At 63.9% G+C, this 16972-nt stretch carries 12 protein-coding genes and 1 pseudogene; 6 read left to right on the top strand and 7 right to left on the bottom strand.

Annotated elements, in window-relative coordinates; translation table 11 throughout:
* Window positions 1-160: 160 nt before the first annotated feature.
* Window positions 161-1129, top strand: coding sequence for an ABC transporter substrate-binding protein (locus tag RCO31_RS26735; RefSeq protein ID WP_145640651.1), 969 nt, complete (start codon window positions 161-163; stop codon window positions 1127-1129).
* Between the two features lie 561 nt (window positions 1130-1690).
* On the opposite strand, the gene RCO31_RS26730 is transcribed toward RCO31_RS26735, so the two are convergent.
* The 3 genes and pseudogenes from RCO31_RS26730 to RCO31_RS26720 form a co-directional block, all read right to left on the bottom strand.
* The gene (locus tag RCO31_RS26730; protein ID WP_145640649.1) at window positions 1691-5101 is read right to left on the bottom strand and encodes an AAA family ATPase; all 3411 of its coding nucleotides are present in this window, start codon (window positions 5099-5101) and stop codon (window positions 1691-1693) included.
* Between the two features lie 298 nt (window positions 5102-5399).
* A pseudogene (locus RCO31_RS26725) lies at window positions 5400-5861 on the bottom strand (alpha/beta fold hydrolase); the annotation flags it as partial.
* A 155-nt stretch (window positions 5862-6016) separates the two neighbouring features.
* Window positions 6017-6430 (bottom strand): hypothetical protein, encoded by a 414-nt coding sequence (locus RCO31_RS26720; protein ID WP_145640647.1) that lies wholly within the window; start codon window positions 6428-6430, stop codon window positions 6017-6019.
* A gap of 106 nt (window positions 6431-6536) precedes the next feature.
* Between RCO31_RS26720 and RCO31_RS26715 the strand changes: the two genes are divergently transcribed.
* Window positions 6537-7472: a LysR family transcriptional regulator gene (locus tag RCO31_RS26715; protein ID WP_145640645.1), complete on the top strand. Its 936-nt coding sequence runs from the start codon at window positions 6537-6539 to the stop codon at window positions 7470-7472.
* 29 nt (window positions 7473-7501) lie between these two features.
* Here RCO31_RS26715 and RCO31_RS26710 read toward each other — a convergent pair whose 3' ends face one another.
* Both RCO31_RS26710 and RCO31_RS26705 read right to left on the bottom strand, forming a co-directional pair.
* Entirely contained in the window at window positions 7502-8257 is a 756-nt protein-coding gene (locus RCO31_RS26710) for an alpha/beta fold hydrolase (RefSeq protein WP_145640643.1), read from the bottom strand.
* Between the two features lie 167 nt (window positions 8258-8424).
* Window positions 8425-9561, bottom strand: a complete 1137-nt coding sequence (locus RCO31_RS26705; protein ID WP_145640641.1) for a hypothetical protein — start codon at window positions 9559-9561, stop codon at window positions 8425-8427.
* 307 nt (window positions 9562-9868) lie between these two features.
* Here RCO31_RS26705 and RCO31_RS26700 point away from each other — a divergent pair, with 307 nt between their 5' ends.
* Window positions 9869-10114 (top strand): zinc-finger domain-containing protein, encoded by a 246-nt coding sequence (locus RCO31_RS26700; RefSeq protein WP_008562814.1) that lies wholly within the window; start codon window positions 9869-9871, stop codon window positions 10112-10114.
* Between the two features lie 19 nt (window positions 10115-10133).
* Window positions 10134-11336 (top strand): FAD-dependent monooxygenase, encoded by a 1203-nt coding sequence (locus tag RCO31_RS26695; RefSeq protein ID WP_145640640.1) that lies wholly within the window; start codon window positions 10134-10136, stop codon window positions 11334-11336.
* A 15-nt stretch (window positions 11337-11351) separates the two neighbouring features.
* Here the strand turns inward: RCO31_RS26695 and RCO31_RS26690 are convergent, their stop codons facing one another.
* Window positions 11352-11777: a twin-arginine translocation pathway signal gene (locus RCO31_RS26690; protein ID WP_145640638.1), complete on the bottom strand. Its 426-nt coding sequence runs from the start codon at window positions 11775-11777 to the stop codon at window positions 11352-11354.
* Window positions 11778-12433: 656 nt separating this feature from the next.
* Here RCO31_RS26690 and cysD point away from each other — a divergent pair.
* Both cysD and cysN read left to right on the top strand, forming a co-directional pair.
* Entirely contained in the window at window positions 12434-13372 is a 939-nt protein-coding gene (cysD, locus tag RCO31_RS26685; protein ID WP_145640742.1) for a sulfate adenylyltransferase subunit CysD, read from the top strand.
* Entirely contained in the window at window positions 13372-15246 is a 1875-nt protein-coding gene (gene cysN, locus RCO31_RS26680) for a sulfate adenylyltransferase subunit CysN (protein ID WP_145640636.1), read from the top strand. Before cysD ends, cysN begins: the two co-directional genes overlap by 1 nt.
* Window positions 15247-15264: 18 nt before the next feature.
* Here the strand turns inward: cysN and RCO31_RS26675 are convergent, their stop codons facing one another.
* Window positions 15265-16893, bottom strand: coding sequence for a hypothetical protein (locus RCO31_RS26675; protein ID WP_145640634.1), 1629 nt, complete (start codon window positions 16891-16893; stop codon window positions 15265-15267).
* Window positions 16894-16972 lie beyond the last annotated feature (79 nt).

The raw sequence follows: 16972 nt of genomic DNA, 5'->3' as shown, positions 1-16972 counted from the left end.
AAACCGGAAGCGGCTTCCGGCGGTTTAGACAGCCGAGTTTGACCCAAAGCCGTCCTGCACCACGCACCGCATTTGCGACGCAACATTTGCACACGCTGTGGGTACAACCATCGAAACGTGATACTCTGCGCCCATCGTCCTCTAGCTTGATGAGGAACGAATGAAGCGGCGGGAGTTCATAGCGGGCACCGCGGCAATACTCGTTTCGCCAAGGCGTTCGGGGGCGCAGGGGACGCCTCGGCGAATTGGTTTCCTCGGCGCTTGGGCGGATGAGCCGGCTCGCGATCCAGCTCACGCCGCATGGCTCAGGGGCTTGCGCGAGAAGGGCTGGATCGAGGGCAAGAACCTGCTTGTCGAATATCGTTATGCCCGGGATCGACTGCCAGCTTTAGCCGCCGAGTTGATCGCTCTAGCTCCCGATCTGCTAATTGCCTCCGGGCCGGCAGCAGCCCTAGCCCTGAAATCAGCAACTGCTACCATTCCGATTGTATTCGTGGCTGTGTTCGATCCCGTGGGGCTTGGCCTCGTCCGAAGCTTGTCGCATCCAGGCGGCAACATCACGGGCCTTGCGACCACCGCGGGAGTGGCGGTCGCAAAACAAATAGAAATCCTCCGCGAACTGGTCCCTGGCGCCTCGAAGGTTGCGATCCTGGTCAATCCGGATAACCCCATGCACCGGTTGGCATTAGCCGAGGAGATACCCCGCACAGCGCGAGAGCTAGGCGTGGCTCTGCCGATTGTCGAGGCGACCAAGGCCGAAGAACTCAACAGTGCCTTTGCCTCGGCCTCCGCCCAGCACGCCATGGCAATCATTGTCCTTGGCGATTATCTGACTGTTTTCGAGTCTCCGCGAGTTATCGCACTTGCGGCCGAACATCAACTGCCCGCGATTCATCTCTTTCGGCAATTCGCCAAGGACGGATTGGTCGTCTACGGTCCTGATTTGGCCGACATCTGGCGTCGTGCAGGCAGCTATCTCGATAAGATCCTCAAAGGCACCAAGCCTGCCGATCTGCCGGTAGAGCAGCCAACCAAACTCGAGCTCGTAATCAACATGAAGACTGCCAAGGCGCTTGGTCTCACAGTGCCGCCCTCGCTGCTCGCCCGTGCTGACGACGTGATCGAATGACGCGCAGTTTGCTGCGATGCATGAGTCCGGATTTGGCCCGAATGCGAAGTCCGGGCAGTGTCCCATGTGCCAAAAGACGCCCGGCAACATGGAGTCTTTTTGCAGCTGTTGGGCGGATAGCGCGGTGGCTGAACTCCCCCGCGAGACGCGCCAGTATCTGTATGTAATTTGGATCCACCCAACGGATTTCAATTTTAAAGAGCCGATGCCCGCGCGCGATCTTGCGTCAGTCGATGAGGAGCGGTGGGGACCGTGGCAACGGAAGACAGCTGCCGCCTGTACTCAAGTTCAGAACAGGCCTCTGCCAAAATCAAAGTAGGCCACTCCGGGTTAAAAAGTGGCCAGTAGGCACGAGTCCGCTCTTGGCCCGTAGCGGACCTTAGCTCAGAGCGCAGTGTCGTCTGAGTGTACCGCAACGCGGTTATTCTCCGGGAGACCGAACGCCGCATGAAGGCTAATTGACCTTTGATCCTGAGCCGCCGTTCAGACGTGGCCATTGCTAAAAACCGGACAGATCCGTCCAAGCGACCGGCAAAGTGCCAGCCATGCTCATGCACCTCATTAACTAGCGGCATCTCGGGTCTTCGGCTCGGAGCTGGCAGTGATCTCGCGAAGTGTTGCTCTGGCAGCCTGAAGATCCGCTGTCCCAAAACCCTCGGTGAATTGGCTGTAGAGCGGGATGAGCAGGTCGTGAGCCTCGTCGTACCGACCTTGTTCGTTCCACAAGCGTGCAAGGCGTGTCGCTGCGCGCAACTCCCACAGCTTGGCGCTCTGTTGTCGCGCAACTGACGCCGCTTGTCGGAACCGTGCTTCCGCAGCGGCCGGGTCGGCCTTCGGCAGCCGAAGCATCAGCTCGCCCCTCACCCGATTAAGTTCGGCCTCGAACCATCGCTCGCCGGTTTCCTCCACCCGGTTCAGCGTTTCGTCAATAAGATCCAAGCCCTCGTCGATTGCGCCGGACCGAGCGTGGACCTCACTAAGCAGACTTCTGAAATAGGGCACCAGGAAGCCCGCCCCGGTGGCCTGCCACATCGCAAGTCCGTCTCGGATTTGCGCTATACTAGCCCTATAATCCCCAGCTTCGCCCAGCGTCCAACCGCGAATGATTGCGCCGGCCCCGAAAAAGTGCGGGGAGTCCTGCTCTGCTGCAAGCGCGATCAGCGAATTCGCCTGATCTCCAGCCTCGTGTGGGTCTTGGCGGAGCTGCGACAGAATGCAGCCGTAAAGCAGGGCATAGCCAAGGGTGTTGCGGTGAGACAACTCCTTCGCATCTGTCGAAGCCTCTTCGCTTCTCGCCCGGGCCTGCTCGGGATGGCCGAGGGCGAACAGTGCCCAGGATAGAACGGATAGGCCCGCCACCTTTGGATCCTGCGCGAAGAGGAAGGCAAGCGAGCGATGGGTCGCCGGATCGTAAAGAGCGAGCGTCCGCTCCAGATGAGCTCGCGCGGCCACTAAGTCGCCGCGAAGCAATTCAGCGGTTCCGACGATGCGGTTACCGACGGTTTCCGCGGCAACATCGTTCTGTGCCTGCGCGCGATGGAGTAATTCCTCGCCTGCCGTTCGACCGGCCTCGAGCTCCGCCCTCACGACGTGAAAAACCCACTCCCCATAGAGCACAGGGAAGAGCCGCGACGTGTCGCCGAGGCACTCGCACAAGCTTCGGGCACGTGCGTTGGCCCGCCCGACCTCCGGCGCGGCCCAGCCCTTCGAAGCCATCAGGGCGACACCGAGGGCAACCTGCAGTTCGAGTTCGCGACGCCATCGCGCGGCGTCATCGGGGAGATTAGGGATTAGCTCGAGCCCCTTGGTCAGTTGCGTGACTGCCTCTGCCGTTGCCGAGCGCGCGATCTCTGCTTGCCCTGCCCTCAGCCAATAATCGATCGCCGGTTCGGCCAGCCCGGCCTCTGTGAAATGATGGGCCAGAAGCTCCGGTTGTGCCTGCACCGTCTCCGGAAAATGCTGCTCGATCGCGGCGGCGATCCGGGCGTGCAAGCGCTGCCGCTTCGGACGCACCAAGGTCGCATAAGCGGTGTCCTGCACAAGTGCGTGCTTGAAGCTGTAGGTCGCCTGAGGCGGCGTCCCGCGCCGGAACACCAGGCCCGAGTCGACGAGGTCGTCCAACGCCGGCTGAAGGTCATCCTCCGGCACTGCGGCCGTCATCGCGAGCAGCTCGTGCGAGAACTCCCGGCCAATCGCGGCCGCGACCTGGGCCACTTCACGGGCCGGAGCGAGCCGGTCGAGCCGGGCCAACAGCGACTCCTGGAGCGTGGTTGGGATCGCCATCGGCGGCAGCGGCCCTGCGAGCGCATAGTGGTCGCCCTCATCACGGAGCAGATTGGTCTCCAACACGGTTCGCGTCAGCTCCTCGACGAACAGGGGCACGCCATCCGTCTTGGCGACGATCTGGTCGAGCACCGCAGGAGGCAGCGCCTTGCCGCCGCTCACCCGCTCGACCATGGCGGCACCCTGCCGGCGGCTCAACCGGCTGAGGGTCAGCGCGGTGACATGGGCATAGCGCATCCAGGGCGGCTCGAACTCGGGTCGGAAGGTGATGAGGACGAGAACGGAGGCCCCTTGCACCCGGTCGACCAGGAGATCGAGCAGCTCGAGCAAGGTCGGATCTGCCCAGTGCACGTCCTCGTAGAGGGCGAGGACAGGCCGCTGCCTTGCGAGGCCCAGCACTTGATTGACAAGTTCCTCGAGCGTCCGCTCCTTCTGCCGATGTGGGCTCATGTCGAGCGGCGGGTAGCGCGCACCCGTCTCGAGCGACAGCAATGCCGCGAGCAGCGGCGCCACCTCGGTGACATCATCGGTCGATAGCGCAAGCAGCGCCTCGAGGTTGTCGAGCCGCGTTGCCGCGGGATCGCCCGCGGCAAAACCCGCCGCGCGCTCCAGCAGGCCGATCACAGGATAAAGCGGGCTGGTCTGATGGTGCGGCGAGCAGTAGTGGCTCAGGGGCGTATGCGGCTCATTCTCAAGCCGCCCGCGCAGCGCCCGCAAGAGGCGCGACTTGCCGATGCCGGGTTCGCCCGCCAGCAGCACCACCTGGCCTTCACTTTCCTTGGCTCGCTCCCAGTGATCGAGCAGCAGGCCGATCTCATTTTCGCGGCCGACAAGCGGCGTCAGACCCGCCCCGTGCAAGGCCTCGAACCGGCTCTCGGCGGCGCCTTCCCCGACCACCCGCCACGGGCGTACCGGTACGGGAAATCCTTTCAATATCTGCATGCCAAGCTCGGCGAGTTCGAACAGCCCGCCAACGAGCTCCCGGGTGCGAGCGGAGATCACCACCGTGCCCGGGTCGGCCAAGGCTTGCAGCCGCGCCGCGAGGTTCGGCGTGTCGCCGACCACCGTCTCCTCCCGCGCCGCGCCTTCGCCGATCAATTCGCCGACAACCACCGGGCCGGTCGCGATACCGACCCGGGCCGCCAGTTTCTCTCCATGCGCCGATTCCAGGCTGTGCACCGCCGCGACTGCAGCGAGGCCGGCCCGTACCGCGCGTTCGGCCTCATCCTCATGGGCGCGAGGAAAACCGAAATAGGCCAGCACACCATCCCCCATGTACTTTGCCACGTACCCTTCGAACCGCGCGATCGCGCCGGTCACTACGCTCTGATAGATCCGCAGGACTTCGGCCATTTCCTCCGGATCGAGGCGCGCCGCGAGGGCGGTCGAGTCGACCAGGTCGACAAACATCACCGTGAGCTGGCGGCGCTCAGCCTCGGGTGCAAGCCAAGCCTTTTCGGAGATAGCGGCGGGTGCGGACGTGGCAGGAGTGGTGGCCGAAATTGAGACGGCACGCAGGTCAGCAATGGCGGCGAGCAGCTTGCGGCGATGGCCGATCGAGGCGACGCCGAGCCCGATTAAATCCTCGGCGGTGAGATCGGCGAGGACCCCGGCGTCAACGTCGTTCTCGCGGAACGCCTGCTCGTACTGTCCCAGCCCCAAACCACGCAGCCAGGCCGCGACGTCCATGGGCTCATCTCCCCGCTCGGCCGTCCTCAGACGCCGTCAGAGTAGTTACTCCAGTCTATCTCAAAATGGCGTGCGGTGGGCGCGGTGAAACGTCACGAGTTGACTGTGAGGAAAGCCAGCTTCTGTCCCGTTGCCTTACGTTCCGATAACCGTCGAAGACGTGAAGAGTGCAGCATCCATGGGCATGGCCGACTTGGCCAAGGACGTGCTGCCGGGGGGCTGAGGTGCGACCCTTGCGCTTATGGCGTGACATTCGGGCCAATTCGGCAACAAACTCCTCGTCTCCGGCAACATCGCCTCACCCCCGCCGTGACAAAAACTCCAGCACGCCGGTCTTGTAGACCTTGTCGCCGAACGCGCGCATATGATCGCGGTTGGGGATGTCGAGCACTTGCGCGCCCGGGATGCCCGCGCCGAATGCGCTCGCACTTCCCGCAACGTCGTCGGCCGTGACCGCGATCAGCACCGGCACCTCGATGCGCGCGGCCTGCTGTCTCGTCATCTGGTCGCGCGCGCCGTGGAAGCACGCGGCGAGTGCGCGATGGTCGGAGCGGGTCTGGTCGGCGAAGGCGCGAAAGGTGCGGCCCATGGGATCGGTGACGTCGTCCAGCGAGGGCGCCTCCAGCGCCTTCGCGACATTCTCGCCGGGGCCGGAGCCCTCGATCAGGCCGCCGATGCCGATGCCGCCGAGGATCGCCGAGCGCAGGCGATGCGGCTCATTGAGCGCGAGCCACGCCGTCATCCGTCCGCCCATCGAATAACTCCATGATGTCAAATTACGGTAACAGTGCACAAATCTCCGCGCATCTGACGGCTCTGGTCAGGCAAATTGGTGCACTGTTACGTAGTTTTGCGTAATCTCCGTGTCTCACCTAAAGGTGCAGCCCAGCATCGTCACCGTAGTTTCGAAACTGTTCACGTCGCCTTGGCGACCGCGAACAGGCGGAAATCTTCGAGCGCCGCGTGTCGATGCGGGGCGACTTCGCGCCGGTAGGTCTCGGTGTCGACGATCGAGCGGAAAGTGGCGAAATCGCCGTATTCGTTGAGCGCCACCTCGTCCCAGCGTTCGCTTGGCGAGCCGACGAGGCTCGCCAGGACCGGGACGGAAAACACGCGCACGAGCGGCTTCCCGGCCGCGAGACGGCGGAATGCCGGCCTGTAGCGTTCATCGAACGCTTCGCGGCCCGAGCAGGGCGCAGCATCGAATCCGTCCTCGTAATGCGCTTGCGCGCGGTAGCGTATCAGATTGAGCATAAAGATCGGCTGGCCGGCTGGAATCGCCCGCTCGGCGGCATCGAGGGCTTGCAGAGTGATTTCCATCAGGGTCATCGGACTTCCCGGATTTATAGCGCTGCGGAATGCGCGCTGACGCTCGCTGCTAGCCGTTGCCGGACGACCCTTGTAGTGACCCTGCGGCCATGATTATGTGGACTGAATGTCCACAACAACTTTCCCTCCCGATCTCTCACGTCTCCTCGCCTTCGTCCGCGTCGTCGAGGCGGGTTCCTTCGCAGAAGCCGCGCGGCGGGCGGGGACGACGACCTCGGCGATGTCCAAGGCGGTCGCCCGCTTCGAAAAGGCTCACGGGTTGCGGCTCCTGCATCGCTCCACCCATTCGTTGGCGCTGACCGAAGAGGGCGACAGGCTCATGACGGCGGGTCGCGCGCTGGTCGAAAGTCTCGCCCGCGTCCAATCCGCGCTCGGCGACGTCGCGCGCGACGATGGCGGTCGGGTGCGCGTGACCGCCCCCGCCTCCTTCGCCCGCGCCTGCATCCTGCCGCGACTGCCCGCGTTCCTGCGGGAGCGGCCGGAAATCGAGATCGAGGTTAAATTCCGCAACGAGATCCTCGATCTCGCAGCGGAAGGCGTCGACATCGCTATCCGCTCGGGGCCACTCGACCGCGCGCCGGGCCATCAGGCACGGCGGCTTTGCACGTTCTCCTGGATCGCTTGCGCCTCGCCTGTCTATCTGAAGGCGCGCGGCGTGCCGGTCACGCCTTACGAGCTTGCCGCGCACGACCATGTCGGCTTCCGCAATCCCGCGACCGGTCAGATCCTGACTTGGCGCTTCGCCGACCCGCGCGGCAAAGGACCCATTCGCGTCACGCCCAAGCCCAAGCACATTTGCGACGACGCGCATGCTACGCTCGACTTGATCACGAGCGGCTTTGGAATTGGCTGGGGGCCAGCATGGCTCGTCACCGAAGACCTTCGCGCCGGCCGGCTGGTCGAGGTTCTGGAGTCTTGGCGCGTCCCAGGGGAACCCTTATGGATGGTGCGCACCTCGGGCCGCCGCCCTCCCCTGCGCACGCAGCGCGTGATGTCATTCCTCAACACGCTTCCCGCCGCGTTCAGCGACAAGGCAGCGTAGGCGAAGACCCCTCTTGGCCCTTTGCCGCCTCACCCCCGCCGTGACAAAAACTCCAGCACGCCGGTCTTGTAGACCTTGTCCCCGACCGCGCGCATGTGATCGCGGTTCGGGATGTCGAGCACTTGCGCGCCCGGGATGATCGCGCCGAGCGCGCTCGCGGAGCCCGCGACGTCGTCGGCGGTGCCGACCGCGATCAGCACGGACACCTCGATGCGTGCGGCCTGCTGCCTCGTCATGAGATCGCGCGTGCCGCGCAGGCACGCGGCCAGCGCACGATGGTCGGAGCGGGTCTGGTCCGCGAAGGCGCGGAAGGTGCGGCCCATAGGATCAGTGACGTCGTCCAGCGAGGGCGCCTCCAGCGCCTTCGCGACATTCTCGCCGGGGCCCGTGCCTTCGATCAGCCCGCCGATGCCGATGCCGCCGAGGATCGCCGAGCGCAGGCGATGCGGCTCATTGAGCGCGAGCCACGCCGTCATCCGCCCGCCCATCGAATAGCCCATGATGTCGGCCTGCGGGATGGCGAGATGATCCATCAGCGCCAGCACGTCGCCGGCCATGACGGGAATCGAATATTGCGCGGGCTCGTAGAGCTTGGCGCTCTCGCCGTGGCCACGATTGTCGAGCGCGATGACGCGGCGGCCGTTCTTGCGCAGCTCCGAAACCCAGGTCGGATAGACCCAGTTTACGTTCTTGCTGGAGGCAAAGCCGTGCACGAGGATGATCGGCTCGCCCTCGCCTTCGTCGAGATAGGCAATTTCAACGGCGCCGTTGTTGAAGCTCGGCATCATCAGTTCCGGAGGTCTCGAGGGGGGACAAGCCGATCTTAGAGCACGATCCGGAAAGTTGTGCAGCGGTTTTTGCGCGCGGCACACGCGGAACGCGTTTGCGTGGAGATCATGTGCTCAAACAATAGCCTGGAGCGCGGCTCCGAATGACCGCAATCTGGTCGCGTTTAGGCCCGAAGGCCTGCATCCGCCAAAGCAGCCTCCGCCGCCATCTGCGCCCGGCGGAGCCGGCGCGCGCGCCTGCGATCGCACCAGGCCTGCGTGAGGCGCTCGGTGGTGACCTTGATCGAGGACAACAGGCCGAACAGCGTCAGCGCCGCACCGAACAGCCAGAGCGCCAGATCGAACATGCCGCCGACGAGCAGCAGCGCGCCGCGGCCCAGCAGCTTGATGATGGCGCGGGTCTTGCCGCCTTGGGCTTCCGCGAGCCGCGCCGCGCGCGCGACGTCCTTGGGACCTTCGGCGATCCGCAACGTGTCCATCGCCCCGCGTGTGCCGGTCTTGCCGGCAACACGCGTCACGTCCTTACCGAGCCGGACCAGCGCACCCGCCTTCTCGGCACGGAACGCAGCCTTGATCGCGCGCACGGTCTCGCCCGGGCGCAGCACCGAACCCTTGGCCACCGCATTCTGAAGCATCGGCGTGTCGACGACCTCGCGCGCGGACCGGCCGGCCCAGGCGGCAAGCCCCTCGCCGAGCCGCCCCACCTTGCGCGCGTCCTTCACCAGCGTCAGCCCGGCGCGCACCGGCGCGGCGCCGCCGACGGACACATAGGTTGCCGCGGTCACCGCGAGCCCCGCCGCCGCAAGCCCGAGCACGAGGCGGTCGGTGTCCTCGCCCATGGCGAGGTGCTTGCCCTCGCGGACGATGTCCCTGATGTCGCCGAACACGAAGAGATCGCCGGCCACCGTTCCCGACAGGCTCGCGACGTCCTCGGCATTGCCGGTGACGAGACCGGTGGCAAACCGCTTGGCGAATTGCGAGGTGGAATTCTCCGCCTTGACCGCATCGCTGACGCGGCTGATGAGGTCATCCGGCAGCGCGATGTTGCGGTCACGCGCGAGTGCGACGAAACTGTCGGCGAGATCGGCATCGCCAGATGCGAGCGCAGCCTCGATGTTGTCCTGGACCAGGCGCTCGTTCTGCCGCAGCAGCACGTCGAGCTTGAGCTCGGAGAGCGCGACCGGATCGTCCTGCGCGGCGAGGATGGCGCCGGCCTCGCGGGCATATGGTGCTACCTGCGCGAGCATGAAGCTGCATGCCGCGATACCGGCCAACGCTGTGCTGATTCGCAGCCATTTCATGCGGAAAAACCTGGAAGGTCCTGAAATCGTTGACGCCTGACGCGTCGTCTTTGGTCGCAACTGCGTTCGTCCCACAGACATAGTACGCCAAAATTGCGACACAACGTCCCCGACGAAAGAAGGGCTTCTCTCAGGCCGCAAGATTGTGTCGAATTTGCATGAGCAAATGAGCATGGGGCGTTGCGGAGCTTTCGGTTCCGCTGGACTAGCAATCATCACCACCCGCCAGTATGGTCCGCGGCGCCATAATGATGCCGCGTCAGTTTTGATTGTATCTGCCGCCATTGCCACTCCAGGATGAGTTACGATGTCCGACCATGTCGTCCCGCACTTCCACAACGATGCCGGTGTTCCCGTCATCGAGATCGGCTCGCAAGAGTTCATGTGCGTGGGCGCCAACCCTCCGTTCGATCATCCGCACGTCTTCCTCGACCTCGGCAACGACAACGAGATCATCTGCCCCTATTGCTCGACGCTGTACCGCTTCGCGGCCGACCTGAAGCCGGGCGAAGCCCGCCCGCCGGAATGCGTGCTGAAGGACAAGGTGGCCTGACCGCCCGCATCGGTCAGGGGTGGCGCTCTCCCGAACGATTGTCATCGCCGGTGCCGGCATCGGTGGACTGACGGCCGCACTTGCGCTCGCGGCCCGCGGCTTTCGCATCGTCGTGCTGGAAAAGGCCGAGCGGCTCGAGGAAGTCGGCGCCGGCCTGCAACTCTCCCCCAATGCCAGCCGCGTGCTGGTCGAGCTCGGCCTCGCCGAACGGCTCAAGGAGCGCGCCGTGACGCCGGAGGCGGTCTCGATCATGAGCGCCCGGGCCGGCGGCGAGCTGCTCCGCATGCCGCTCGGTGAAGCTGCATCCTTGCGCGCCGGCGCCCCCTATTGGGTGGTGCACCGCGCCGACCTGCAATCCATGCTCGCCGACGCCGTTTCCGACCATCCCGACATCGACCTGAAGCTGGGCGCGACCTTCGAGGACGTCGCGCCGCACGCCAAGGGGCTGACAGTGGTCCATCGCAGCGGCACGATCCGCCGCAGCGATCTGGCGAGCGCATTGATCGGCGCCGACGGCATCTGGTCGACGGTCCGCCAGCATCTGTTTCCCGAGGTGCAGCCGCGCTTCTCGGGCCTGATCGCCTGGCGCGGCACGCTCGATGCCACGCAGCTGCCGAAGGATTACACCGCACGCCGGGTGCAGCTCTGGATGGGCCGCAACGCCCATCTCGTGGCCTATCCGATCGCGGGCGGACGCCAGATCAACGTGGTCGCGGTGCTGCCGGGCACATGGAACAGGCCGGGCTGGAGCACGCCCGGCGATCGGCGCGAGGTGATGGACGCCTTCGCCGCGCCCCATTGGCCGGCCTCGGCGCGGATGATGCTCGCCACGGTCGACAGCTGGCGCAAATGGGCGCTGTTCGGCGTTCCCGACGGCTGTCCCTGGAGCAACGGGCCGATCGGGCTGCTCGGCGATGCCGTGCATGCGATGCTGCCGTTCGCGGCGCAAGGCGCCGGCATGGCGATCGAGGATGCCGCCGTGCTCGCCCGGCATTTGAGCCTAGAGACCGCCGAAAGCACTGCGGACATCACGGCCGCGCTGACGCAATACGGCCGGGCACGCCAGGCGCGCGTGCGGCGGGTGCAGCGGACGGCGCGGCAGCAGGGTCGCATCTATCATTTCACCGGGCCGCTCGCGGTCGCGCGCGATCTTGCGATCCGCGCCCTCGGCCCGGACCGGATGCTGGCGCGGCAGGACTGGATCTACAATTGGCGGCCGTGAAGCGATTGCGGCGGCTCAGCGCGCGGCGCTGCCGGATCTCGGAGCGGGTTTGATCACCGGCGGCTGCGGAGCGGGCGCCGTCGGCGCGGCATTCGGCGGCGTTTCCCGGCACCTGTTGCGGCGCCAGGCGTCCTCGACCAGTTGCGACTGGCCCCGCACCGCAACGTACTCGTTGCGATAGGCGAGCTCGGAGACGACGGCCCCGCCGACGCCGGTCTCTGCCTTGTCCATCAGCCGCTGCAAATCGGCCGTGCGGGCGGCCAGCGCCTTGCGCTCCGCCTCGAGCTGCTTGCAGTCGTACAATTCGTATTTGCCGGGATCGGCAAAGGCCGGCGCGACCGTCTCGCTCATGCCGGCGCAGCCGGACAGCGCAAGGCCAGCCGCAAGCGGCGCCAGCAGCGCGACGGAGCCGCGCAGAAAACATGAAAACGAAGCAGCCATGCCGGATGAATAGTCCCCGTAAATTGCGAATGCCTAAAGCAACAACAGATGTCCGGATTGAGGCTTCCGTGGCGGGATCGGTCGGCCGACGCGGGAATCGCAACGAGCGTTCGATCAAGCGGGCCGATCCAGCGCTCAAAGCGTGTGCGAAAACAACTGTATTCTCTTTGCCTTAGACTATTTGCGCCGTATAGATGGGCCGATGCGGGCGTGGCGGAACTGGTAGACGCATCGGACTTAAGCCATTGAGTGCCCTGGGGGAAACCCTGGGAGCAGAACTGCTCAAAGTCGGGGAAACCTTCACTGGCAATCCCGAGCCAAGCCCCCGTCAGGGGGAAGGTGTAGAGACTAGACGGGCAGCACCTACAGCGGACAAGCGCCAGGGTGAAGGGATAGTCCAGACCACGAACGCCGGGTGGGCGGCGGCGAAAGCCGAAGTGGTAAGAAAATCCGTGGGGCCGCAAGGCCTGTGCCGGTTCGAGTCCGGCCGCCCGCACCAGATCCCGGCGATCGCTGGCGCCATCGAGGCGGCGAAGAGATGCTCCCTCGCCAAGGACGAGCACCTCCTCTACAGCTGTGGGTCCGAACTCAAGGGTAAGTCGCCGGCGGACACGGGATATTCCGAGCCCAACAAGAGCAGCAGACGATCATACGTGATGGATACTTCAATATCACAGGATGAGATTCCGCGACGCGCGCTGCCAAAGCATCTTAGGAGCCTGGAAGCGGAATCCATCGAGATCATGCGCGAGGTGATTGCCGAGTTCAGGTCACCCGTGATGCTGTATTCGATCGGCAAAGACTCCAGCGTGATGCTGCACCTTGCCATCAAGGCATTCCATCCGGCGAGGCCGCCTTTTCCTCTTCTTCATGTCGACACGACATGGAAGTTTCGGGAGATGATCGCGTTCCGTGATGAAACGGCGCGTCGGCTCGGGCTCGATATGATCATCTATGCCAACCAGGACGGATTGGCGCGTGGCATCAGCCCCATCGCCTCCGGATCTTCCGCGCATACCCAGATCATGAAGACGGAAGCGCTCAAGCAGGCGCTGGACCTCCATGGCTTCGACGCGGCATTTGGCGGAGCGCGGAGAGACGAGGAGAAGAGCCGAGCCAAGGAACGCATCTTCTCCTTCCGCTCGCAGGGGCATGTGTGGAATCCACGCAATCAGCGTCCCGAATTGTGGAACCTGTTCAACATGCGGATTCGGCCGGGCGAAACCATCCGCGTGTTTCCACTGTCTAATTGGACCGAACTGGACATCTGGCACTACATCATGCTGGAAAGAATTCCCGTGGTGCCGCTCTACTTCGCCAAAGAACGCCCCGTGGTGCGGCGCGACGATGCCTGGATCATGGTGGACGACGATCGTCTGCCGCTCGCGCCCGGCGAGCAGCCGGAGATGCGGCGTGTGCGATTTCGAACCCTCGGATGCTATCCGTTGACGGGGGCCATCGAATCCGACGCCACGACCCTTGAAGATGTTCTGTCCGAGATGCGATCGACGCGTCTGTCGGAACGTCAGGGCCGCCTCATCGACAGCGACGAGACCGCCTCGATGGAAAAGAAGAAGCGAGAGGGTTACTTTTGATGGACGGCGTCGACGTTGCCGGAGAGCGCGCGAGCAAGGACCTTCTCAAACTCCTGACGTGCGGATCAGTCGACGACGGCAAGTCCACGCTGATCGGGCGTCTTCTTCACGATTCCAAGCAGATCTTCCAGGATCAATTGTCTGCGCTTGCTAAGGATTCGGCACGCTATGGCACGACGGGCGACGACATCGATCTGGCCCTTCTCGTCGACGGCCTCGAAGCCGAGCGTGAACAGGGAATCACGATCGACGTCGCATATCGCTTCTTCGGAACGTCGAAACGATCCTTCATCGTCGCGGATACGCCCGGGCACGAGCAGTATACGAGGAACATGGCGACCGGAGCATCAAACTCCGACCTTGCCATCCTGCTCATCGATGCCCGGAAAGGCGTTCTGATCCAGACACGTCGGCACTCGCTGATTTGCTCACTCCTGGGTCTGCGCCACGTCGTCCTCGCCGTGAACAAGATCGACCTGGTCGCGTATCAGGCGAGCGTTTTCGAGCGGATCGTCTCGGACTATCGCGTCTTCGCATCGAAGCTGGGCTTCTCGTCGATCGAAGCGATTCCGATCTCCGCCCGCGACGGCGACAACGTCACGAGCCCGTCGCGCAAGACGCCCTGGTATGGTGGCCCGACCCTGCTGGAATACCTCGAAACCGTCGACATCGCGCATGGAACTGCCGACAAGCCGTTCCGGTTTCCGGTGCAATGGGTCAATCGTCCGGGACCCGATTTCAGAGGTTTTGCCGGAACGGTCGCCTCCGGCACGATTCATCCCGGAGACCCCATCATCGCGGCCGGCTCCGGCCATGCTTCAAGCGTGAAGGAGCTCCTCACTTATGAAGGCTCGCAATCGTCGGCAACCGCAGGCGAGGCCATCACGCTGGTCCTGGCGCATGAGATCGACATCGCGCGCGGCGATCTCCTGGTCAGTTCGGCGTCGCGTCCCGAAGTCTCGGATCAATTTGCTGCTCATATCATCTGGATGAGCGATCAACCGCTCATCCCGGGCCGTTCGTATCTGGCCCGTATCGGGACCAAGACCACGCCGATCTCCGTCACCGGGATCAAATACAAGATCGACGTCAATACGCGCGAGCATCTCGCGGCCCCTACACTGGGTCTGAACGACATCGGCTTCTGCAACCTGTCGACCGGCACGCCGGTCGCGTTCGATCCATACGAAGAGAACCGCAAGACCGGCTCGTTCATCATCATCGATCGGCTGACCAACGATACGCTCGGCGCCGGCATGATCGCCTTCGGCCTGCGACGCGGCACCAACATCCCCTGGCAGGCGACGCTGGTTGGAAAGGCCGAGCGTGCCGCACACAAGCAACAGAAGCCGGCCATCATCTGGTTCACCGGCCTGTCAGGGGCAGGTAAATCGACCATCGCCAACATCGTCGAGCGGCAGCTTCACGCCGCCGGTCATCATACGATGATGCTCGATGGCGACAATGTGAGGCACGGGCTGAACCGTGACCTCGGCTTCACCGAGGCCGACCGGGTCGAAAACATCCGGCGCGCCGGCGAAGTGGCAAAGCTGCTGGTGGATGCGGGATTGATCGTCTTGTGCTCTTTCATTTCGCCATACCGGGCGGAGCGCGAAATGGTACGGCGACTGGTCGCTGATGGGGAGTTCATCGAGGTCTTCGTCGACACGCCGATCGAGGAATGCGCAAGGCGCGATCCCAAGGGGCTCTACGCAAAAGCGAAAGCCGGCGCGATCAAGAATTTCACCGGCTTCGATGCGCCTTATGAAGCGCCCGAAACTCCCGAGATTCATTTGCGCACGGTCGGCCAGCAGCCCGAGCAACTGGCCCATCATCTGATTGCTAAGCTGACCGAACTTGGACTGATACGATAGAAGGCTCGAGCCCTCGCATCACAGTCTTGCTCGCCTGCAGACCCAACGAAAACTGGCGCGCAGAACGCTTGCGTAGACTGACATCAAGCTGCGCTCGGCGATCACGCCGGGGGCATATCTCAAATCGTAGAGATTGGGATCGACGGGACCGATCCTCATCGGCACGGCGATGACGCCGTCGCGACGCTCGAAAAGGTTGTGCCTCAAAAAGCTTCCGAGCGGTCGGATCTCGCCTACTCTGTCGTCACCGCCGGAAGGTGAGACAACGGGGGCGGTTCGGCCTTCAGTCGCATCGGCTGAAATCCCACCGTTCGAGAAAGCACGCTCCCCTCCGGTATCATCCGGCCCGCGACGGCGGAGCTTCTCCAGCTCGGACTTGACGAGCTCTCCGACCATCGGCGCGACCTGTCGTTCGACCTCCCGCGCGACGATTTGAGCACGCACCGACGCCAAGCTTTCGGAGTTCGCAAATCGTGCGAGCTCCTCCGCGGAGAGCTGACGGAGATCGGCGCTGCCAGCCGAGAACGGAATTCCATAGTAGCGTTGGTTGAATGAGACAATGTTGTGGTCGAGGAAATCCGTCTCGACCAGGAACGGAACGGAGAAGTGCGTGGTCGACATCAATCGCAGGGGCCGATGACGAAACGCCGCGACGTGACGCGGCAGGACCGACGAGCCGTCGTAACCGAACTTCACCATGAAGTCCTGAGGGAGTGCCTCGAGCTGACGGACGACGTCCGCCGACAAGGCCTGCCGCCATCCGTTGATGCGGCCCTCCCTGAACGTGGGGCTCGAACGACCGGATGCCGCGGCGCAGATATCCCGGGTGATCCCAGGCGCGTGCAATTTGAGCTGCAGCGACCACACCAGCGCCTCGAATGCCTCGTCCGAACCGCCGCCGGCATCACCAACGATCTCTTCAAACGAAATCGGGACGACGTTTCCGCAGTCCAGCCAGGCTGCAAACTCGCCGACCCGATCGCGGACCGAGCCCAGCAGCCATCGATCCTCCATCAGCCGCGCAATGCGTTCCTCGAAGGAGAGATGTCCCAGCAGCACCGACAAAGGACTGTTGCCGTCGATGTGCCAATAATTCGCTTCGGAGACCAATATGTCGAACGGATTGCGGTAGTTGAAGAGCGCAGGCGACCGCATGAAGGGGTGAGCCCGATTGCCGAACGGCGCGCGCTGCAGCTCGTCCCGGAAGAACTCCCGCGTCATGGTATGCGCATTGCTGTGAAGCAGATAGTACCAATGACCGCCCTTCGGCCGGTCCGGCGCGACGCCCCCCGCCGCATAGCCAAGCGCTTCTGCCAAGCGAAAGAGGAGATGTGTGCCGGCCTTGGGGATCGATATCAAATAGAGCGGCAGCTTCGAATAGTAACGTTCTGTGACCGGAGCAACCAGAGCTGGCGCGCGGCGGTCGACATAGCCGAGCAGCGCGGCGCTGACCGTCTCTGCATCACCACCGATGAGGAGAATTGCGTCGAAGGGATCGAACGCTTCGGGCTCGGCCGAAGTCGGCGTCTGGCCCCTCCGTTCCGATACTCGGAAAGCTTCGCCGAACTCCGAAGAAAGGGCTGACGCAATCTCAGCGGCCGCATCGTCTAGAAGGTACGCGGTGACAGTTCGATAGCCGCCATCCAACAGGCCGCGGGCGACTCCTATCCAAGAGTTCGCATGGTCCGGCTCGGAAACGAATTGGAGAGAGCGCCCTCTCTGCGGC

It is taken from the genome of Bradyrhizobium sp. LHD-71 (assembly GCF_031157255.1).
Classification (GTDB): Bacteria; Pseudomonadota; Alphaproteobacteria; order Rhizobiales; family Xanthobacteraceae; genus P52-10.
The sequence above is the reverse complement of the archived record's forward strand: the minus strand, read 5'-3'. Positions and strand labels throughout refer to the sequence as shown.

Bases quoted from the DNA above. Each gene is read 5' to 3' on its own strand.
- RCO31_RS26735 (WP_145640651.1), top strand. From the start codon at position 161: ATGAAGCGGCGGGAGTTCATAGCGGGCACCGCGGCAATACTCGTTTCG.
- RCO31_RS26730 (WP_145640649.1), bottom strand. From the start codon at position 5,101: ATGGACGTCGCGGCCTGGCTGCGTGGTTTGGGGCTGGGACAGTACGAG.
- RCO31_RS26720 (WP_145640647.1), bottom strand. From the start codon at position 6,430: ATGACCCTGATGGAAATCACTCTGCAAGCCCTCGATGCCGCCGAGCGG.
- RCO31_RS26715 (WP_145640645.1), top strand. From the start codon at position 6,537: ATGTCCACAACAACTTTCCCTCCCGATCTCTCACGTCTCCTCGCCTTC.
- RCO31_RS26710 (WP_145640643.1), bottom strand. From the start codon at position 8,257: ATGCCGAGCTTCAACAACGGCGCCGTTGAAATTGCCTATCTCGACGAA.
- RCO31_RS26705 (WP_145640641.1), bottom strand. From the start codon at position 9,561: ATGAAATGGCTGCGAATCAGCACAGCGTTGGCCGGTATCGCGGCATGC.
- RCO31_RS26700 (WP_008562814.1), top strand. From the start codon at position 9,869: ATGTCCGACCATGTCGTCCCGCACTTCCACAACGATGCCGGTGTTCCC.
- RCO31_RS26690 (WP_145640638.1), bottom strand. From the start codon at position 11,777: ATGGCTGCTTCGTTTTCATGTTTTCTGCGCGGCTCCGTCGCGCTGCTG.
- cysD (WP_145640742.1), top strand. From the start codon at position 12,434: ATGGATACTTCAATATCACAGGATGAGATTCCGCGACGCGCGCTGCCA.
- cysN (WP_145640636.1), top strand. From the start codon at position 13,372: ATGGACGGCGTCGACGTTGCCGGAGAGCGCGCGAGCAAGGACCTTCTC.